Source organism: Bradyrhizobium sp. i1.15.2 (genome assembly GCF_040548425.1).
GTDB classification, from domain to species: Bacteria; Pseudomonadota; Alphaproteobacteria; order Rhizobiales; family Xanthobacteraceae; genus Bradyrhizobium; species Bradyrhizobium canariense.
Genome location: NZ_JBEPRQ010000001.1, coordinates 547,168 through 566,392, shown reverse-complemented (window position 1 = coordinate 566,392; position 19,225 = coordinate 547,168). Strand labels below are relative to the sequence as shown.

Here is a 19,225-nt window from a genome sequence, read left to right as displayed (position 1 = left end):
TGCGTGACACGGAAGTGGTTGAATTCCGCGGGAGCTTGGCCCAGAGTCGTGCCCAACAAGCCGATTTTGAATGATGGAAACGACCCATGACTGACTCCAGGGCCAGCGAGACTGAGACCGCCGATCTCGAAACATTCCGCAGCGAAACGCGCGCCTGGTTGGAAGCCAATTGCCCGCCGGAGATGCGCAAGCCCGCAACGTCCGACGCCGACGTGTTCTGGGGCGGACGTAACGCAAAATTCTCGTCCGAGCCGCAGCGCATCTGGTTCGAGCGCATGCGCGACAAGGGCTGGACCGTACCCGATTGGCCGAAGGAGTACGGCGGCGGTGGCCTGAGCGCCGCCGAGCACAAGGTGCTGCGTGCGGAGATGGGACGAATCGGAGCGCGCCCGCCGCTGTCGAGTTTTGGCATCTGGATGCTCGGGCCGGCGCTGCTGAAATACGGCAACGACGCGCAGAAGAAAGAGCACCTGCCGAAAATCGCAGGGGGCCTGATCCGCTGGTGCCAGGGCTATTCCGAGCCGAACGCCGGCTCCGATCTTGCCTCGCTGCAGACCCGCGCCGAGAGCGACGGCGACGATTTCGTGATCACTGGGTCGAAGATCTGGACGTCCTATGCCAATTACGCCGACTGGATCTTCTGCCTCGTCCGCACCGATCCCGCCGCGAAGAAGCATGACGGCATCAGCTTCATCCTGTTCGACATGGCCTCGAAGGGCGTCTCGACCAAGCCGATCCTGCTGATCTCCGGCTACTCGCCGTTCTGCGAGACGTTCTTCGACAATGTCCGCGTGCCGAAATCGCATGTGGTCGGCACCGTCAATCGCGGCTGGGACGTCGCGAAATATCTGCTCCAGCATGAGCGCGCGATGATATCAGGCATGGGCGAGCGCGGCGTCGGCCGTCCGCTAGGCCAGATCGCGGCCGATTCCATCGGCACCGATGCGCTGGGACGGCTCGACGATTCCATGCTGCGCGGCCGGATCGCCAGCTTCGACGTCGATGAAGCCGCCCTTGCAGCCTGCGCCGAACGCGCGGTCGATCTCGCCAAGGCGGGGCAGGCGCATCCGGCGTTCTCGTCGGCAATGAAATATTACGGCACCGAGCTCAACAAGCGCCGTTACGAGATCCTGATGTCGGCCGGCGGTGTCGATGCGCTGGAATGGGAGAGCGAGCGCTCCAGGCAAGGCGCCCGTCCGCGCGCCTGGCTGCGCACCAAGGCCAACTCAATCGAGGGCGGCACGACCGAGGTCATGCTCGGCATCGTCGCCAAGCGCATTTTGGATTTGCCGGGGGCCTAGCAAAAGTCCTCATCCTGAGGAGCGGCCGTCAGGCCGCGTCTCGAAGGATGAGTGGGGCCTGCATGGTTCGAGACGGCGCTTTGCGCCTCCTCACCATGAGGTTCAACCACCGAATTCAGTCGAACCTCATTTTGTTGGAGCCCGTCATGGCCCTCGTCCTCACCGAAGAACAATCGATGCTCCGCGACAGCGCGCGCGGGTTGATCAGCGACAAGGCGCCGGTGTCGCATTTGCGGCATCTGCGCGACAGCAAGGACCCCACCGGCTTTTCCAGGGAGTTTTGGCATTCCTTCGCCGAGATGGGCTTTGCCGGCTTGCTGGTGCCGGAAGAGTTCGGCGGCAGCGGCCTCGGCTATGTCGAGGCCGGCGTGGTGATGGAGGAGATCGGCCGCACGCTGATGCCGTCGCCCTTCCTCGCCACCAGCGTGGTCGCGGCCTCGGCGCTGAACCGTGGCGGCAATGCCGCGCAGAAGTCGGAATATCTGCCGAAGATCTCCAACGGCTCCCTGCTGGCGACGCTCGCGATCGACGAGGGCGCAAAGCATCGCCCGTTTCAGACCAGCCTCCAGGCCGTACGCGCCGGCAACGGCTTCAGGCTCTCCGGCGCCAAGGCGCTCGTCGTCGACGGTCACGTTGCCGACCTTCTCATTGTCGCGGCACGCACCGCCGGCTCGGCCGGCGAACGCGAGGGGCTGACGCTGTTCCTGGTGAGCCCTGCGGCCAAGGGCGTTGCGATCGAACGCACCATCATGGTCGACGCGCACAATGCGGCGCGGATCGAGCTTGCCAATGTCGAGGTCGATGCCGACAGCGTGCTGGGCGAGATCGACCAGGGCGCCGCTCTGCTCGACGGCGTGCTCGATATCGGGCGCGGCGCGGTGGCCTCCGAAATGGTCGGCTTGAGCGAAGAAGTGTTCAACCGCACCGTCGAGTACCTCAAGAGCCGCAAGCAGTTCGGCAAGTTGATCGGCGAATTCCAGGCGCTGCAGCACCGCGCCGCCGAACTCTATGTCGACATCGAGATCACCCGCGCCGCCGTGATGAAGGCGCTGCAAGCGCTCGATACGGACGTCGCCAAGGCGGCGTCAAGCGTCGCAGTGGCAAAAGCCCGCGCCGGCACCACCGCCACGCGCGCGGTGCAGGAAGGCGTGCAGATGCATGGCGGCATGGGCATGACCGACCAGTTCGACATCGGCTTCTTCATGAAGCGCGCGCGCGTGTGCGAGGAATTGTTCGGCGATGCGAACTACCACACCGAGCAGCTGGCGAGGGCGCGGGGGTATTGAGGCGAGACGGGTGTGAGGTCCAGGGCGTCGCCTCACAGGCGGTGTCGTCGCCCGGCTTGACCGGGCGACCCAGTACGCCGCGGCTTCTCGATTGATCGCAACCGTCTCTGGAATACTGGATCGCCCGGTCAAGCCGGGCGACGACAGTTGAGATTGTGGATAGCGCGCCCGCCCCAAGCTCGTCATTGCGAGGAGCACTTGGGACGAAGCAATCCAGACTGTCACCGCGGAGGGATTCTGGATTGCTTCGCTACGCTCGCAATGACGGTGGTTAGACCGTCTTACCGCACCGGCGGGGCATACTGCACGCCGCCCGCATTCCACAGCTGGTTCATCCCGCGCGGGATCTTCAGCTTGGACTTCTCGCCGACGTTGCGCTCGTACATCTCGCCGTAATTGCCGACGTTGCGGATGATTCGGACGACCCAATCCTTGGTGAGGCCGAGCTGCTCGCCGTAATTGCCCTCGGTGCCGACCAGCCGCATCACTTCCGGCTTCTTCGACTTCAGGGCCTCGTCGATGTTCTCCGAGGAGACGCCGAGCTCCTCGGCGTTGATCATCGCGTACAGCGTCCACTTCACGATCATCATCCAGTCGTCGTCGCGCTGGCGCACGACGGGCGCAAGCGGCTCCTTTGAGATCATGTCCGGCAGGATCATGCTGTCGCCGGGCTTCGACAGGTTGATCCGCAGTGCGTAGAGCTGGGAGACGTCGGCGGAGAGCGTGTCGCATTTGCCGGTGTCGTAGGCTTTCACGACGTCGTCCAGCTTGTCGAACTTCACCTCTTCATACTTCATGTTGTTGGCACGGAAGTAATCCGCGACGTTGAGCGCCGTGGTGGTCCCGGTCTGGACGCAGACCTTGCTGCCGGTCAGGTCCAGCGCGGTTTCCTTGTTGCGCGCGCGCGGCAGCATGAAGCCTGCGCCGTCGTAATAGGCGACCGCGGGGAAATAGAGATCGTAGTCGAGCTCGCGCGCCATGCTCCAGGTCGAGTTGCGCGAGAGGATGTCCACTTTCCGGCTCTGCAATTCCTTGAAGCGCTCGCTGGCATCGAGCGCGACGAACTTCGCCTTGCTCGGGTCGTTGAAGATCGCGGAGGCCACCGCGCGGCAGAAATCGACGTCGAAGCCGGTCCAGTTGCCCTTGTCGTCAGGGATCGAGAAGCCCGGCAGGCCCTTGTTGACGCCGCACAGCACCTCGCCACGGCGGACGGTGCGCTTCAGCGTGCGGGTGTCGTAGAATTCATAGATGATGGCCAGGACGGCGACCAGCACGGCGACTGCGAGCCCGATCAGCAGGCCGCCACGAAAAGTGCGCATCATGTTGCTCTCTCGAAATAATCGGGAAAAGGAATATTCGCCAGGGCGAGGAGATCAGAGTTCGGGCTTCTGCCGGATGACCACCTTGGTGCCGACCGGGACGCGATCGTAGAGATCGGCGACGTCGCGGTTGACGAGCCGGAAGCAGCCCGAGGAGACCTTGGTGCCGATCGTGTCGGGCCGATTGGTGCCGTGGATGCGGTAGACCGTGGTGCCCAGATACATGGCGCGTGCGCCGAGCGGATTGCCGGGGCCGCCGGCCATGAAGCGCGGCAGATAGGGCTGGCGCTGGATCATCTCCGGCGGCGGCGTCCAGTCCGGCCACTCCTTCTTGTTGGTGATGTTCACCAGCCCTTGCCACTGAAAACCATCGCGGCCGACGCCGATGCCGTAGCGGATCGCGCGACCACCGGGCTGCACCAGATAGAGATGCCGTTCGGCGGTCGAGATGATGAGGGTGCCGGGCGCTTCAGTGGTGCGGAAGTAGACGACCTGCTTCTGCCATTCCGGATCGAGCTCATAGGCATCGTCGGCGACCAGGCCCGGCTCGTCGCCGCGGTCGGGCTGCTGGGCGTAGGCATGGGGCGCGGACAGGATCAGGCCGATCGCAGCCACAAACATCCCGGTCAGGCGACGAAAATCCGTCATTTCAAGCTCTCCCCCACTGCCACAGCAAATATCGTTCGGAACCATCTGAACCCAGCGGCAGCTTCATGGCAAGTTGATGGCGCGCCCGGCTGGCATGTCACGAGAATGCTTTGGTTTTTTGACGGACCGCCGGCAATGCCACAAACAGGGGATGGCGCGAAAAGCAGTGAGCTGGGCACGATGTGCTCCCTCCCCCGCCTGCCTGCGGGGGAGGGTCGGGGAGAGGGTGTCTCTGCAATGGGGCACTCCCAACGTGGAGAGAACCCTCACCCGTCGCGCGGGACGATGCTTCGCATCGCCCGGACGCGCCGACCTCTCCCGCAGGCGGGAGAGGCTCAGACCGAATTCGCGGCGAGATCAAACTTCGCCAATCGCACTGGATCCCAGCTAGATCTGGTTGTTCTCCGGCGCGATCCCGAGCCGCCGGACGATCTCCGTCCCCACGGCCCGGGCCTCTGGCCTTGACCCGATGCGAGGGCTGCGAAACCGTCGTCCCGACTGCAATCGGATCACGACGATGCAGTGCTCGTCCTCGGAGCGGCCGCGGCGCTCGACCGTGATCGACTTCACGTCGCGCCCCTCGATGTGGTCGGCGCGCAGCGTGCCGTCGCCCCACAGGCGTTCGACGCGGATATCGCCCTGGCGGATGATCCAGAAGGCGCCGGTCACAAGGTTGGCATATCGATAAACGCCGATAGCGGCGATCGCGCCGACCGGCAGCAGCATGATGTCCACCGGCCCGGGCGACAGGCCACGCCAGAGCCTGTAGGCGTAGGGAACGGCGCACAATGCGACGACGATCAGTGCGACGATCCTGATGTCTCTTGCGGAAAACGGCTCGAGGGGGTCGCCGAGGCGCATCTCGGGATTGCTGGCATCGAGAGGATTGACCGGAGACTCGACCTCGGGAACGTCGAATTGCGTGGCGATCCGCGCCACCGTCTCGTGCACGTGGGTGACATCGGCGATCGGCGGCGATGTCAGCCGCTCACCGGAGGCCAGCGTGAAGGCGAGCTGGAAGCGGGCTTTCGCCCTCTTGCTGCCGGGAACCTGTAATCCCTTGATGTCGTCCTTGGCGACGATCCGCGTCCGGAGTTTTCCGAACGGGCGCTGCTCCCCGATCAGGATCTCGTCTGGCGTGATGATCCACACCACCGCCGGCGCCAGCATGATGATTCCGACGAACGCTGCTCCCACCAGCAGCGCGACCACGGAGATGATCACCTCCAGGGGGTCGTGCGTGAACAGGCCCGGCGTGAAGCACAGCGCAACGGCAGCCGCAAAGCCGGACATGACCAGCCGCTGCGCGATCGAGGCGCCTTCACGAAGGCGAATGTCAGTGCTGCTGGTGGCGTCGTCCATCGCGGGCGGCTGATTACGTGGCCCGCGAAACTCCACGGACGGGTCCGTGGAGTCAAGCAACAACGGCGAGACCCGCGCCGGGTGTTAGCTATTGGCGTTCAGCAGCTTTGCCACGGTGCGGTCGATCTCGTCATAGCGGCCCTCGCCCGCGTGCTGGAACACGATCTTGCCGTTCTGGTCGATGATGTACTGCGCCGGCCAATACTGGTTGCTGTAGGCGTTCCAGGTCCTGGAATCATTGTCCTGCGCCACCGGATAGGTGATGCCGTGCCGCTTCAGCGCCGCCTGGACATTGGAGGCCGAGCGCTCGAACGGGAATTCCGGCGTGTGCACGCCCACCACGACGAGACCCCGGTCCTTGAACTTGGCGTAGAGCTCGGTGACGTGCGGCAGCGTGTTGACGCAGTTGACGCAGCCATAGGTCCAGAAGTCCACCAGCACGACCTTGCCGCGGAGGTCGGCGAGGCTGAGCGGCTTCGAGTTGAACCAGTTGTTGATGCCGGTGAAGTCGGGCGCAGTCTGCTGGCTTGCGGCAGCGGTGACGACAGGGACAGCGCGCGCGGCCTCGCCGCAGATGCCGGGGATGACAGCGCCTGTTACGGCGATGCCGATCAGTGCGGCGGAGACGGCGAGCAGTTTGAAAGTCATGGACGAGTCCTCCGGTTGAGATGCGCGATGATCACAGGCCGATCTGGCCGGTGGGATAGAAGCCGGTGAGCCACGCCACGATCAGCGTGTCGTATTGGAAATAGGCGGCGAGCGCGAAGCCGATCACGACGACGCCAAAGCCCTGCTGCAGCCGCGGCGACATGCGCGCGAGGCTGCGCACCCGCGTCGTCGCGGCCTGCCCGCCATAGGCAATCGCCAGCATCGGGATCGCCGCGCCGATCGCGTAGGCGATCAGCAGCGTGCCGGCCCAGCCAAAATTCTTCGTCGTCGCGACCAGCGTCAGGATCGAGCCGAGCACCGGGCCGGCGCAGGGCGTCCAGACCAGGCCAAGCGTGGTGCCGAGCACGAGCCCGCCGAGCGCACCCTCGCGCTGCGTGGCGCCGGAATTGCCGAGATCGAGCCAGCCGTTGAGCCGGATCGACAGCCATTCGAACGGCGCCGGCCACAGCATCAACAGGCCGAAGCCGAGCAGCAGGATCGATGCCGCCTCGCGCAGCACGTTCGGATCGAAAGCAAACAGCCGCGTGATGGCGCCGAGCAGCAGCGCGGTCGCGGAGAACGACACGACGAAGCCGAGCGCGATCATCGCGGGCCGCAAATGCGAGCTGCGGCCGATCGAGGCGCCAAGCAGGATCGGCAGCATCGGCAGCGTGCAGGGCGCGGCGATGGTGAGGATGCCGGCGAGGACAGCGAAGAGAAGTTCGAGCATCAGGGCACTCGTGATGGGGGTCACGAGGATGGTTCGGCGGTGATGGGCGGATTGTTACGAGTGTCACGTGCTCGTGACGGAGGAGGTGCCGGCCAAGGGCGGCGGTGCGTTCCCTCCCCCCTTGTGGGGGAGGGTTGGGGTGGGGGCTCTCTCCGCGAGCGAGACTCCCCAAGAGGAGAGAGCCCCCACCCGCCGCAAGCGGGAGAGGTGCACCGTCCCCGCGGTCAGCTCTATCGCCCCACAGACCCCCAAACACAAAACGACCCGGAGGGGGGCATCCCGTCCGGGTCGTTGGAGGTCTTGGGAGGTTTAACGAAACCGTATGTGAGCTTTATAGGAGGGAAGTTTTTCCGCCTGATGTTGTGCTTTGTTTCAATTGTTTCGTCGGCGGTAACACTTCCGTGTCCGGGACAGGGCCAAAACAGATGTCCTATCCCATTGAAATATCTGAACTTCAGGCGGCGAAGCGCTCGACGCCACAGCCCTTGAGCAATTCGGCGAGTTGCTTGCGGGCATAGAACATCCGGGTCTTCACCGTGCTCTGCGGGATGCCGATGATCTGTCCGACCTCCTCCACCGACTTCTCATGATAGTAGACCAGAGTGATGATTTCCCGATGCGCGGGTGACAGCTTCTGAACGCAGGCGCGCAGGATGGCGCTGGTGTCGCTGCGGTCGAGCGAGGTCTCCGGCGTGTCGCAACCATCGGCGATCTGGCGCACGTCTTCCTGGTCGATGTCCTCGAAGCGACGCTGGCGCATCGCGGTCAGCGCCTTGAAGCGGGCGATCGAGAGCAGCCAGGTCGAAACCTGCGACCGGCCCTGGAATTGGCCAGCGGTCCGCCACACGTCCAGAAACACCTGGCTGACGAGGTCTTCCGCCGTGGTGGCGTCGCGCACGATCCGCAGGATGAAGCGGTAGACGCGCACATTGTGCCGGCAATAAAGGATGTGCATGGACGTCCGGTTGCCGTCGGCAATGCTTTCGAGAAGCATGTCGTCCGAGGTCGCCTGAGCGGCAATGATGCTCTGGCTGGCTTGGGCGTTGATGGCGATCACGTTCGGCATTGACTTGGCTCCCCGTAGCGCCGCAACCGAGCGGCGTTTCCTTCGACCAAAGTGTTAATGAGCCAACGTTTCGGGACGTCTGCACGAAAAGGGGAAAATGGTTTCGTGCGCCGCCAAATTGTTTCGTCGGATTAGTCGCGACGAAACATTCGGGGCAAAAAAGCGTGGAATTTCAATGTACGGAAAATACGGGGTGGGGATGAGGCGACAAGCGGAGGCGCCGGGAACGTATTTCGGGCTTTTGCGTTCGCGCTCCCGTGTCGTCCTGGACAAGGGAGCAAAGCGAGCGCCGATCCAGGACCCATTACCCCAGGGAGACGTTTTGCGACGACTGGCGATCACCAGCCGTGTGCCAAATTAGCCGTCGGGGTAATGGGTCCTGGCTTTCGCCAGGACGACGATGGGGCCGCTACGCCTTCTCGCCCGCCGGCGAGAACAAATAGCCGCCGCCGCGGATGGTGCGGATCACGGCGGGCTTTGCCGGATCGGGCTCGATCTTGCGGCGGATGCGCATGATGCGCAGGTCGACGGCGCGGTCGAAGGCTTCGGCATCGCGCGCGTTGGCCAATTCCAGCAGGCGCTCGCGCGACAGCACGCGTTTCGGATTGGCCGCGAACACTTTCAAGAGCCCGAACTCGGATGCGGTCAGCGGGTGCTCGTTGCCCTCGTCGTCGCGCAAGGCCTGCGCTTCGAGATCGAGCCACTTCGTCCCGAACCGTACCAATTGCTCCTTGTCCGATTTCGCAGCCGCCGTTTCCGCCACCGCTTTCGCCGGCGCGCTCCGGCGCAGCACCGAGCGGATGCGCGCCATCAGCTCACGCAGCTCGCACGGCTTGGCCACGTAATCGTCCGCGCCGAGCTCGAGGCCGACGACGCGGTCGATCGGGCTCGCCGTCGCCGTCAGCATGATCACCGGCACGTTGATGCGGCTCTTGAGGTCGCGGATGATCGAGAGCCCGTCTTCCTCCGGCATGTTGAGGTCGAGCACGACGAGGTCGGGCATGCTGCCGTCGATCGCCGTGCGCAAGGACTTGCCGCCGTCGCACAGCGTCACGGTGAAGCCGTGCATCTTGAGGTAATCGCCGACCATCTCCCGGGCCGGGGCCTCGTCGTCGACGATCATGATGTGCTGGCTTTGGGTCATGGTCCTGAGATCACGGAATTTCGGTCGCGGGGAGGGTGATGGTGAAGGTCGAGCCCTTGCCGGGGCCCTCGCTCTCGGCGGTCACCTCGCCGCCGTGCATGTCGATAATACGCTTGACGATGGACAACCCAAGCCCGGTCGAGCTCTCACCGGCGGTCGGTTTTGCCGACAGTCGCTGGAACCGGCCGAACAGGCGGCCGAGATCCTCCGGCGACAGGCCGGCGCCCTCGTCGCTGACGCGGACGATGGTGTCGCCGCCTTCATGGCTCACGATGACGCCGATCTTGCCGCCGATCGGTGAGTATTTGATGGCGTTGCTGATCAAATTGTCGATCGCCTCGCGGATGCGGTCGGTGTCGCACATGGTGACGATGTTGACGGGCGCGGTGACGCTGATCGCCTGCTGCTTGTTGACGGCGAGCGGCTGGTTGGCCTCGGCGACCTCCTTGACCAGAGCCGCGACGTCGACGGGCTCGCGGCGGATGGTGATGTCGAAGGCATCGGCCATCGCGTCCGAGATCAGATGATCGACCATCGTGGTCAGGCGCTTGGTGGCATCGCGGATGTGATCGACCTGGGCCACCACGCCGCTTGACGACGCGCCGGTCGAGATCAGCTCCTTCAGCATCTCGGTGCGGCCGAGGATGACGCCGAGGGGATTCTTCAGATCGTGAGCAACGGTGCCGAGAATTTCGTTCTTGAAGCCGTTGGCGCGCTGCAGCCGCAGCCATTGCGCCGAGAGGCGGCGGTTCGCCTGCATCAGCGCGCGGGTGCGCTGGGCGACGCGGTCTTCCAGCTGGGTGTTGGCGGCCTGGAGCTGCTGGTAGAGGATGACGTTGTCGAAGGCGATCGAGAGCCGGCTGGAGAAGATCTCGACCAGCGAGCGGTCGGTCTCGGACAGCTCGCGCTCGGCCTGCAGCAGCACCACGACCTCGCGTCCGCTTCCGGTGCGCAAATAGATCACGCTGCGGTGGTCGGCGAATTCGTTCTTGCGGCCCTGGAAAGCGGCTTCCACCATTGCGCGCAGATCGGGGTCGAGCGCCTTCGACGAGGTCGTGCCGATGAAGCGGCTGTAGCAGCCGCTGCCGGCGAGCACCGAGAGCTCGGGGTCGATGCCGCCATTGTCGCGCAAGACCAGGATGCCGGCGCAATCGACGTTGAGCAGCGAGGCGAGCTGGGTCAGCACGCCCTCGGCGAGCCGTTGCATCGACTTGAAGTCGTACAGCGTGGAAGCCGCGTCGATGATGATCTCGAGCCCGCGCCGGGTTTGCAGCATGCGCTCGAGCTGCTGGTAGGAGCGCAGCGCCGCGGTCAGCGATGTGAACAGCTTGTCGGCGGTGAGCTCGGTCTTGGCCTTGTAGTCGTTGATGTCGTACTGCACGATCACGCGCCGCTCGGGCGCCTGGCCGGGCTGTCCGGTGCGCAGGATGATGCGGACGGTCTCGTTCTTGAGCTCGTTGCGGATGTACTCGACCAGCTCGAGGCCGGCGACATCAGTCTCCATGATGACGTCGAGCAGCACGGCGGCGATGTCGCTGTGCGCGGCCATCAGCTTGCGACCTTCGCCCGCGGAATGGGCGGAGAGGATCTCCAGGCCCTGGCCGTTGAGGTTGTAGTCGGACAGCGCGAAGCGCGTGCCGTCATGCACGGCCGGATCGTCGTCGATGACGGCGATCTTCCATTTCCGGGCGTCAACATCCTCCGATGCGGTACCGGTGTCGTCGATCAGGTGGAGGACATCGTCCTGTTCGGCCATTGAGAAGTCCCGTCAGTCTCTGTGCTTTGCCCGCCGCCCCTGGCGACCCGGGGCATGATAATGCGAAATGTAGTGCCTTGTCCCAGCTTGGATTCCAGCATCATGCGACCGCCGAGCTGCTGGGTGACGAGGTTATAGACGATATGGAGGCCGAGTCCCGTGCCACCTTCATTGCGCCTGGTGGTAAAGAATGGGTCAAAGGCCTGGCGCTGCACGTCGGAGGTCATGCCGGCCCCGTCATCGGTGAATATGATCTCGACGTCGTCGGCCCCGCGCGGCCGCGCCGAGATCGTGATCGTGCCGGCGCGGCCGTCGGCAAAGGCGTGGTTGGCGGCATTGAGGAACAAATTGGTCAGGATCTGGCCGTAGGAGCCGGGATAGCCATCGAGCAGCAGCCCCTCGGGCATGTCGACATGGAGCGTGATCGGCGACCGCTTCAGCACCGGCCGCAGGCTCGCGATGATCTGGTCGGTGGCTTCGCTGAGTGAGAACTGCCGCCGCTCGGCATGGGAGCGGTCGACCGCGACCTGCTTGAAAGACTGGATCAGTTCGCCGGCGCGCTGCAAATTGGCGACGAGCTGCTGCGAGGCGTCGCGTGAGGACTGCACGAATTCTTCCAGCTGCGAGCGGCGCAGGCCGCCTTCGCCCTTGAGCTGGGCCTCGAAGATCTCGGTGCGCCGGGCAAAACTCGACGCAACGGTGAGGCTGATGCCGATCGGGTTGTTGACCTCGTGCGCGACGCCGGCGACGAGGCCGCCGAGGGCGGCGAGCCTCTCGGCATCGATCAGATTCTGCTGTGCGGCGTTGAGCTCGAGTAGCGCGCTTTCGGCCTTCTCCTTGGACGCGCGCAGCTCGTCCTCGGTCTGACGCTTCGCGATCGCGTTCTCGCGGAACACTTCCACCGCGCGCGCCATGGCGCCGACTTCGTCGCGCGCGCGCGTGCCCTGCACCTCGCGGCCGAGGTCGCCGAGCGTGATCGCGCGCATCGCCGCCATGATCTGCTGCAGCGGCAGCCGGATCGACAGCGCGATCAGCACGCCGGCGGTGAGAATGATGCCGAGGAAGATCACGGCGATGGAAAGAACGCGACGGGAAATGTCCGCCAGCGTGCGGTCGAACGTCTCCTGCGCCTTCTGCTCGCGCTGGCGCATCTTGGTGGAGAGATCGTCGATGGCGCCGATCGCCTCGGCCTGGTTGGCGTCGATGGTGTTGCGCAGCAGCTCGGTGCGGTTCGTGAGCTGCTCGGAGAGCTTTGCAAAGCCTTCGCGCAGCGCGGCGGTCCGGGCCGCGAGTCGTCGCAGCGCCATGCGCTGGAGGTCGTTGTCGGCGAGATCGATCATCACGGGGATGGTCTTCTCGATCGTCTCGGTGTTGCGGCGGGCGTCGTCGGCCGCACCCGATGACAGCGACAGATAGTAGGAATTGGCCGCGACCAGCATCGCGGTGAAGGCCTCGCGCGACTTGCCCAGCGAAGGCCAGATCAGCGCGTCGCGATGGCCGGTGGCGCCTTCGATGATGGAGTAGAGCCCGGCCATGTCTCTGGCCGGTCCCTGCACCTGATCCTCATAGGTCCTGGCGATGGTCGCCTGCACGCCGCGCAGCTCGCCGAAGCCGTTGAGGAAGCGGTCGGTGGTGCGCTCCAGCTCCTCGACCGAGCCCGACAGCATCGGGTCCTTGGCGGCTCGGTTGCTCAGTGTCCCCAGCACCGCCTCGCGCAGCAGCAGGATCTCGGCGAACAGATCGGGGCTCGGCTGGTTGATGTAGCGGTGGATCAGATTGTGCAGCCGTCCCGTCTCGCTTTCGAGCAGCGCCAGGATCCGGTCGGACTCGCGCACCTGGCGCACGTCGTCCCAGGCCGAGCCGAGCACCTGCGAGCCGTTCCAGATCAGCCCGACCAGCACGATGACCACGGCGGAGTTCAGCGCCGCGATCGACAGGATGCGCCAGCGGATCGGCACCGCCCGGAGCACGCCGACCAGCCGCGCGCGCAGCCGCCCCATCGGGCCGGGCGACCTGTCTGCATGCTCGCTGTGTCCAAGCCCGGGCAAGTGGCCTCACTCCACCTTGCGAATGCGTTCGATCAGCGCGGCCGCGACCGGATCCTGCCCGGCCTTGGCGTAGATCGCGACCATCGCGTCCTCGAACGGCTTGCGGTCGATATCCCTGACGATGGTGACGCCCGCTGCTTCCGCCTTGCGCTGCGACTGCTCCTCGAGGTCGCGCCATTTCTCGCGCATGAAGCGGCTCGACCGCTGCGCGGCTTCCCTGAAGATGGTCTGGTCGTCGGCCGACAGGCTCTTCCAGGCCTTCAGCGAGATCACCAGCACTTCGGGGCTCATCGTGTGCTCGGTGAGCGCGAGGTAGCCGGCATGCTTGTAATGGTCCGTCGTCACGTAGGAGGGCCAGTTGTTCTCGGCGCCGTCGATCAAATGGTTGGCAAGTCCGGCGAGCACCTGCCCATAGGGCATCTCGACCGGCTCCGCGCCGAGCGCGCGGATCATCTGGCTCATCAACTCCGACTGCTGCACCCGGATCCGCAATCCCTTGAGGTCCGCGACACCCCGCACAGGCCGGACGCCGTTGTAGATCGACCGCGCGCCGGAATCATAGAAGGCGAGGCCAACGAAGCCATATGGCTCGAAGCTGCCGAGGATCTCGCTGCCGATCGGCCCGTCCAGCACCTTCTGCATGTGCTCGATGGACCGGAACAGGAACGGCATCGCCAGCACGTTCATCGCCGGGACGAAATTGCCGATCAGCGCCACATTGGTCCGGTTGAGGTCGATCGCACCGACCCGGGTCTGCTCGATGGTCTCCTTCTCCTCGCCGAGTTGGCGGGAGTGAAACACCTTGACCTCGTGCCGGCCGCCGCTGCGCTCGGCGATCAGGGCGCCCATGTAGCGCAGCGCCTGCACGGTCGGATAATCCTCGGTCTGGGTGTCGGCCGCGCGGAATTCGCGCGCAGCGGCTCCCGTCGCGCAGATGGCGATCAGAAGCGCGACGAAAACCACCCCGGTCCGCGAGCGTTCGGCACGGTTCAACACTGGCACACTCAACCCCTCAGTGGTGGAGTCTATGGCGGGAGGAAAAGGTTCAATGCAATCTAGCAGATGGTCGTGGGAAGGCCATCCCGCCCGGCGCAGCGGCGTGATTGTGCGGCGCGGCCGGGGCTCATTCCCGGTTGAAACCGCAAATGCCGCGCCTTAAGCAGGGACAGCCGCTTTCGTCGTGCGGCATGGAAAGAGCCATCGTGACTTCAGCATCGCGCCTTTTGCAGGTCGTCGCCGCCTTTGCGGTCCTCTCATTGGCCGCGCCGGTGCGTGCCGCGACCGACATCGCGTGGTGGCACGCCATGTCCGGCGAGCTCGGCCGGCAGCTCGAGAAGCTCGCCTCCGACTTCAACGCCTCGCAGCCGGATTATCGCGTGGTGCCGACCTACAAGGGCAATTACACCGAGACGGTGACGGCCGCGATCTTCGCCTTCCGATCGCGCAGCCAGCCCGCGATCGTCCAGGTCAACGAGGTCGCCACCGCCACCATGACGGCGGCCAAGGGCGCGATCTATCCCGTGTTCAGCCTGATGCGGGACATGAACGAGCCGTTCTCGCTCAATGACTACCTTCCCGCCGTCTCCGGCTACTACACCGATGCCGCAGGCAATCTCTTGTCGTTCCCGTTCAATTCGTCGACGCCGATCCTCTATTACAACAAGACCATGTTCCGCGACGCAGGGCTAGATCCGGAGACGCCGCCGAAGACCTGGCCGGAGCTTGGTGCTGCTGCGAAACGCCTGCGCGATCGCGGCGCGGCGTGCGGCTTCACCACGTCCTGGCCGTCCTGGATCCATGTCGAGAATTTCTCCGCCTTCCACAATCTGCCGCTGGCGACGCGGACCAACGGCTTCGCCGCGCTCGATGCCGAGTTGACCATCAACAATCCGTCTCTGGTGCGTCACGTCTCCGAGCTCAGCGAGTGGCAGAAGACCAAAGTGTTCGACTACAGCGGCCGCGGCCAGTCGGCCGAGCCGCGCTTCCAGAACGGCGAATGCGGCATCTTCATCGGCTCCTCGGCGACGCGCGCCGACATCAAGGCGAATTCGAAGTTCGAGATCGGCTACGGCCTGATGCCGTATTGGCCCGACGTGAAGGGCGCGCCGCAAAACTCGATCATCGGCGGCGCCACGTTGTGGGTGCTGCGCGACCGCCCCCGCGAGGAATACAAGGGCGTGGCGCGATTCTTCGCCTATCTGTCGCAGCCCGGCGTGCAGGCCGCCTGGCACCAGAACACCGGCTATCTGCCTGTGACGCGCGCGGCCTTCGAGCTGACGCGCGCGCAAGGTTTTTACGAGCGCAATCCCGGCTCGGCGATCTCGTTCGAGGAGATCACGCTGCATCCTCCGACGGAGAATTCGAAAGGGATCCGGCTCGGCTCCTTCGTGCTGATCCGCGGCGCGATCGAGGACGAGCTGGAGCAGGCCTTTGCCGGCCGCAAGAGCGCGCAAGCCGCGCTCGATGCCGCGGTCGAACGCGGCAACAAAATCCTGCGCCAGTTCGAACGCGCCAGCCCGGATCGGTAGCGGGCGCTGAGCGCACGCCTCGTCCTTCGAGACGCCCGCTGGCGCGGTCTCCTCAGGATGAGGCTAAGCGGCTTCGCTGCCCGCCAAAATTGTTGTCGCGCACTCCGTCCTCATCCTGAGGAGCCCGCCAAAGCGGGCGTCTCGAAGGATGGGCCGCGGGGAAACTACTCTTGAAATGTATTAGGTTACGATGTCGATGTTACTCCCCCACTTCGCCGACGCCGAGAGCTTTCGCGCGTTTCGCGCCGACCCTCCGCGATGGCTGCCGATCGCGCTCGACATCGCCCGCAGCCACGATCTCGATGTCAGCGCGCCGCACGTGTTTACCACCGGCACCAATCTCGTGGTCGGGCTCGGCGATCGCTTGATCCTCAAAATCTTCCCGCCGCTGCTCCGCGCGCAATTCGTCTCCGAGCGCGGCTCGCTGGCCCAGCTTGCCCGCCGCCTTGACCTGCCGATCCCCGAGATCGTCGCGGAAGGCGAGCGCGATGGCTGGCCTTATCTCGTCATCACGCGCCTTGCCGGCACGCTCGGCTCGGAGGTCTGGCCGTCGTTGCCGGAAGCGCAGAAGGAGCGCGTGCTGCGCCAGATCGGCGAGACCATCGCGTCCGTGCAGCGCGCGCCGCTCGGTCCGCTCGCGCAGATCCAGCCGCGCTGGGACGACTTCATGCGCGCCCAGATGCAGGGCTGCGAGGCGCGCCACACGCGTCTCGGTCTTGCGCCGAAATTCCTCGCCGGCCTCGACGATCTCCTGCGTGATGCGGCAAAACTGATTCCGACGGATGCGCCGCCGGTGATCCTGATCGGCGAATACATTCCGGAGAATTTTCTGCTCGCCTGTCATGACGATCAATGGTCGCTCGCCGGACTGTTCGACTTCGGCGACGTGCTGGCGGGATGGCGCGACTACGATCTGCTCGGCCCCAGCGCCTTCATGGCAGCGGGCCGGCCGGGGAGGGTGCGCAGCCTGCTCGAAGGCTTTGGCTACGCCAAGCCCGACTTCGCGCTCAAGCGCCGCCTGATGGCGCTGATGCTGCTGCATCGCGCCAGCGACCTCAACAGCCACATCTGCATCGAGGGCTGGCAGGACAAGGCGAACGATCTGGTCGAGCTGCAGGAGCTGATCTGGGCAGAGTAATTCACCGCTGCCGACCTCATCAACGCTGTCGTCCTGGACAAGCGCAGCGCTGATCCAGGACCCCTTACCCCAGGGCGGGGGTTTGCGAAGACTCGTGGTTGCCAGCTTCGCGCCGCAACTTCTCCCTGGGGTAATGGGTCCTGGCTTTCGCCAGGACGACGGCGGTTCAATAAGCCGCCCGCCAAACAAGCGAAGCTCAATTCAGCTTATTTTATGAGCAAATGCGCATCTTTGTATGCAACGCCCCAAATGATTGGCCCTTGATCGACGGTCCGGTCAATGGCTGTTTCATGTAGATATATCAGTGGCTTATGCTGGTTTAAACGCTCCTTAAGCCTTGGCACGAACCTTGCGAATCCAGTTCCAACCAGAAAACTTTGTGTTGGAGCCATTTCATGAAGCGCCGCGATTTCCTCAAGTCCGTTTCCGGATTGGCCGCAGGCGCGGCGCTTCCGGCCATGCCGTCCGTGATCTCGTCGGCCAAAGCCGATGCGCGCTCGGAGACGCTGCTGATCGTCTCGGAAGGCGGCCCCAACAATCTCGACATCCACGGCGTCGGCACCAACGTGCCCGGCTACGAGGTGTCCTGGAATTGTTACGATCGCCTGCTCAGCCACGAGATGAAGACCGGCCCCGGCGGCGTGCCCTATTACGACCGCGACAAGTTCAAGGGCGAGCTCGCCGAGGACTTCAAGATCGACGACATGTCGGTCACCTTCAAGCTGAAGAAGAACGCCAAATTCCACGACGGCGCGCCTGTCACCGCCAAGGACGTGAAGTGGTCGCTCGACCGCGCCGTCAGCGTCGGCGGCTTCCCCACCTTCCAGATGAGCGCGGGCTCGCTGACCAAGCCTGAGCAGTTCGTCGTGATCGACGACTACACGGTGCGTGTCGACTTCCTGAAGAAGGACAAGCTGACGATCCCCGATCTCGCGGTGATCGTGCCCTGCATCATCAATTCCGAACTGGTGAAGAAGAACGCCAGCGAGAAGGATCCCTGGGGTCTCGAATTCACCAAGCAGCAGACCGCGGGCTCGGGCGCCTACAAGGTGACGAAGTGGACCGCCGGCACCGAAGTGGTGATGGAGCGCAACGACGACTGGGTCGGTGGCCCCCTGCCGAAGATCAAGCGCGTGATCTGGCGCATGGTGCCGCAGGCCGGCAATCGCCGCGCGCTGCTGGAGCGCGGCGACGCCGACATCTCCTATGAGCTGCCGTTCAAGGACTTTCAGGAGATGAAGGCGAGCGGCAAGCTCAACGTGGTGTCGCTGCCGTTCTCCAACGGCATCCAGTATATCGGCATGAACGTGACCAAGCCGCCGTTCGACAATCCCAAGGTGCGTCAGGCGGTCGCCTACGCGATTCCCTATCAGAAGATCATGGACGCGGTGATGTTCGGGCTGGCGAACCCGATGTTCGGCGCGCCGAAGGACAAGCCGACCGAAGTCGCCTGGCCGCAGCCGCACAAATACAACACCGACATGGACAAGGCGAAGGCGCTGCTGGCCGAGGCCGGTTATCCCAACGGCTTCGAGACCACGATCTCGTTCGACCTCAACTTCGCGGGCGTCAACGAGCCGCTCTGTGTGCTCGTGCAGGAGAGCCTGGCCCAGATCGGCATCAAGACCACCATCAACAAGGTGCCCGGCGCCAATTGGCGCACCGAGTTGAACAAGAAGGAGATGCCGCTCTTCACCAACGTGTTCTCGGGCTGGCTCGATTACCCCGAATACTTCTTCTACTGGTGCTATCACGGCAATAATTCCGTCTTCAACACCATGAGCTACAAGTCGGCGGAGATGGACAAGCTGATCGACGGCGCACGCAATGCTGCCGCCACAGGCGACACCGCGACCTACGACACCGACGTGAAGGGCTTTGTCGACCTCGCCTACAGCGACATCCCGCGCATCCCGCTGTACCAGCCCTTCGTCAACGTCGCGATGCAGAAGAACATCAGCGGCTACCAATACTGGTTCCACCGGAGGCTGGATTATCGCGCGATGGCGAAGGGGTGAGGGCGGATGGCGGGCGCTGTCCTTCAGAGTGAGGTGAGCACGCTCTTCGGGCTCCCTCCCCCCTTGTGGGGTCCGAGGCGAGCGAAGCTCGCTCTCGAGGTTGGGGAGAGGGGTAGCCACAACCTCAGACCTCTCGCGGAGCCACCCCCCTCCCTAGCCCTCCCCCACAAGGGGGGAGGGAACGCAGTGGAGCGAGCCGCGCGAGCGTGCTCACCAGCGCAGCCCAGGAGGAG

15 protein-coding genes are annotated in these 19,225 nt (G+C 64.5%); 5 read left to right on the top strand and 10 right to left on the bottom strand.

What is annotated here, in order from left to right:
- The first annotated feature begins 86 nt into the window (after positions 1–86).
- Both ABIB80_RS02725 and ABIB80_RS02720 read left to right on the top strand, forming a co-directional pair.
- Complete coding sequence (locus ABIB80_RS02725; RefSeq protein ID WP_007597997.1) at positions 87–1,301, top strand: acyl-CoA dehydrogenase family protein; 1,215 nt, start codon at positions 87–89, stop codon at positions 1,299–1,301.
- 146 nt (positions 1,302–1,447) lie between these two features.
- A complete protein-coding gene (locus ABIB80_RS02720) occupies positions 1,448–2,587 on the top strand; it encodes an acyl-CoA dehydrogenase family protein (protein ID WP_354127046.1) in 1,140 nt (379 codons plus the stop codon).
- Between the two features lie 281 nt (positions 2,588–2,868).
- Here ABIB80_RS02720 and ABIB80_RS02715 read toward each other — a convergent pair whose 3' ends face one another.
- From ABIB80_RS02715 to ABIB80_RS02670, 10 genes are all read right to left on the bottom strand, one after another.
- Entirely contained in the window at positions 2,869–3,906 is a 1,038-nt protein-coding gene (locus tag ABIB80_RS02715) for an amino acid ABC transporter substrate-binding protein (RefSeq protein WP_354127112.1), read from the bottom strand.
- Positions 3,907–3,960: 54 nt separating this feature from the next.
- Positions 3,961–4,554: a L,D-transpeptidase gene (locus ABIB80_RS02710; RefSeq protein WP_007597994.1), complete on the bottom strand. Its 594-nt coding sequence runs from the start codon at positions 4,552–4,554 to the stop codon at positions 3,961–3,963.
- Between the two features lie 387 nt (positions 4,555–4,941).
- The gene (locus ABIB80_RS02705) at positions 4,942–5,916 is read right to left on the bottom strand and encodes a hypothetical protein (RefSeq protein ID WP_354127045.1); all 975 of its coding nucleotides are present in this window, start codon (positions 5,914–5,916) and stop codon (positions 4,942–4,944) included.
- Positions 5,917–6,000: 84 nt separating this feature from the next.
- Positions 6,001–6,564 carry a thioredoxin family protein gene (locus ABIB80_RS02700; RefSeq protein WP_354127044.1) on the bottom strand — a complete coding sequence of 188 codons (564 nt, stop codon included), beginning with the start codon at positions 6,562–6,564 and terminating at the stop codon, positions 6,001–6,003.
- Between the two features lie 31 nt (positions 6,565–6,595).
- Entirely contained in the window at positions 6,596–7,294 is a 699-nt protein-coding gene (locus ABIB80_RS02695; protein WP_354127043.1) for a cytochrome c biogenesis CcdA family protein, read from the bottom strand.
- A gap of 454 nt (positions 7,295–7,748) precedes the next feature.
- Positions 7,749–8,360 (bottom strand): sigma-70 family RNA polymerase sigma factor, encoded by a 612-nt coding sequence (locus ABIB80_RS02690; protein WP_018456005.1) that lies wholly within the window; start codon positions 8,358–8,360, stop codon positions 7,749–7,751.
- A gap of 409 nt (positions 8,361–8,769) precedes the next feature.
- Positions 8,770–9,504 (bottom strand): response regulator, encoded by a 735-nt coding sequence (locus ABIB80_RS02685; RefSeq protein ID WP_007597984.1) that lies wholly within the window; start codon positions 9,502–9,504, stop codon positions 8,770–8,772.
- Between the two features lie 10 nt (positions 9,505–9,514).
- On the bottom strand, positions 9,515–11,260 hold the full coding sequence (locus ABIB80_RS02680) for an ATP-binding response regulator (protein WP_354127042.1): 1,746 nt from the start codon (positions 11,258–11,260) through the stop codon (positions 9,515–9,517).
- Positions 11,230–13,260, bottom strand: coding sequence for a sensor histidine kinase (locus ABIB80_RS02675; protein ID WP_354127111.1), 2,031 nt, complete (start codon positions 13,258–13,260; stop codon positions 11,230–11,232). Before ABIB80_RS02675 ends, ABIB80_RS02680 begins: the two co-directional genes overlap by 31 nt.
- Before the next feature lie 54 nt (positions 13,261–13,314).
- Positions 13,315–14,310: a TRAP transporter substrate-binding protein gene (locus ABIB80_RS02670; RefSeq protein ID WP_354127041.1), complete on the bottom strand. Its 996-nt coding sequence runs from the start codon at positions 14,308–14,310 to the stop codon at positions 13,315–13,317.
- Positions 14,311–14,495: 185 nt separating this feature from the next.
- Between ABIB80_RS02670 and ugpB the strand changes: the two genes are divergently transcribed.
- The 3 genes from ugpB (at position 14,496) to ABIB80_RS02655 (ending at position 18,992) form a co-directional block, all read left to right on the top strand.
- The gene (gene ugpB / locus ABIB80_RS02665; protein ID WP_354127110.1) at positions 14,496–15,836 is read left to right on the top strand and encodes a sn-glycerol-3-phosphate ABC transporter substrate-binding protein UgpB; all 1,341 of its coding nucleotides are present in this window, start codon (positions 14,496–14,498) and stop codon (positions 15,834–15,836) included.
- Positions 15,837–16,026: 190 nt separating this feature from the next.
- Complete coding sequence (locus ABIB80_RS02660; protein WP_354127040.1) at positions 16,027–16,974, top strand: aminoglycoside phosphotransferase family protein; 948 nt, start codon at positions 16,027–16,029, stop codon at positions 16,972–16,974.
- Positions 16,975–17,369: 395 nt separating this feature from the next.
- Entirely contained in the window at positions 17,370–18,992 is a 1,623-nt protein-coding gene (locus tag ABIB80_RS02655) for an ABC transporter substrate-binding protein (RefSeq protein WP_007597970.1), read from the top strand.
- Positions 18,993–19,225: the final 233 nt, after the last annotated feature.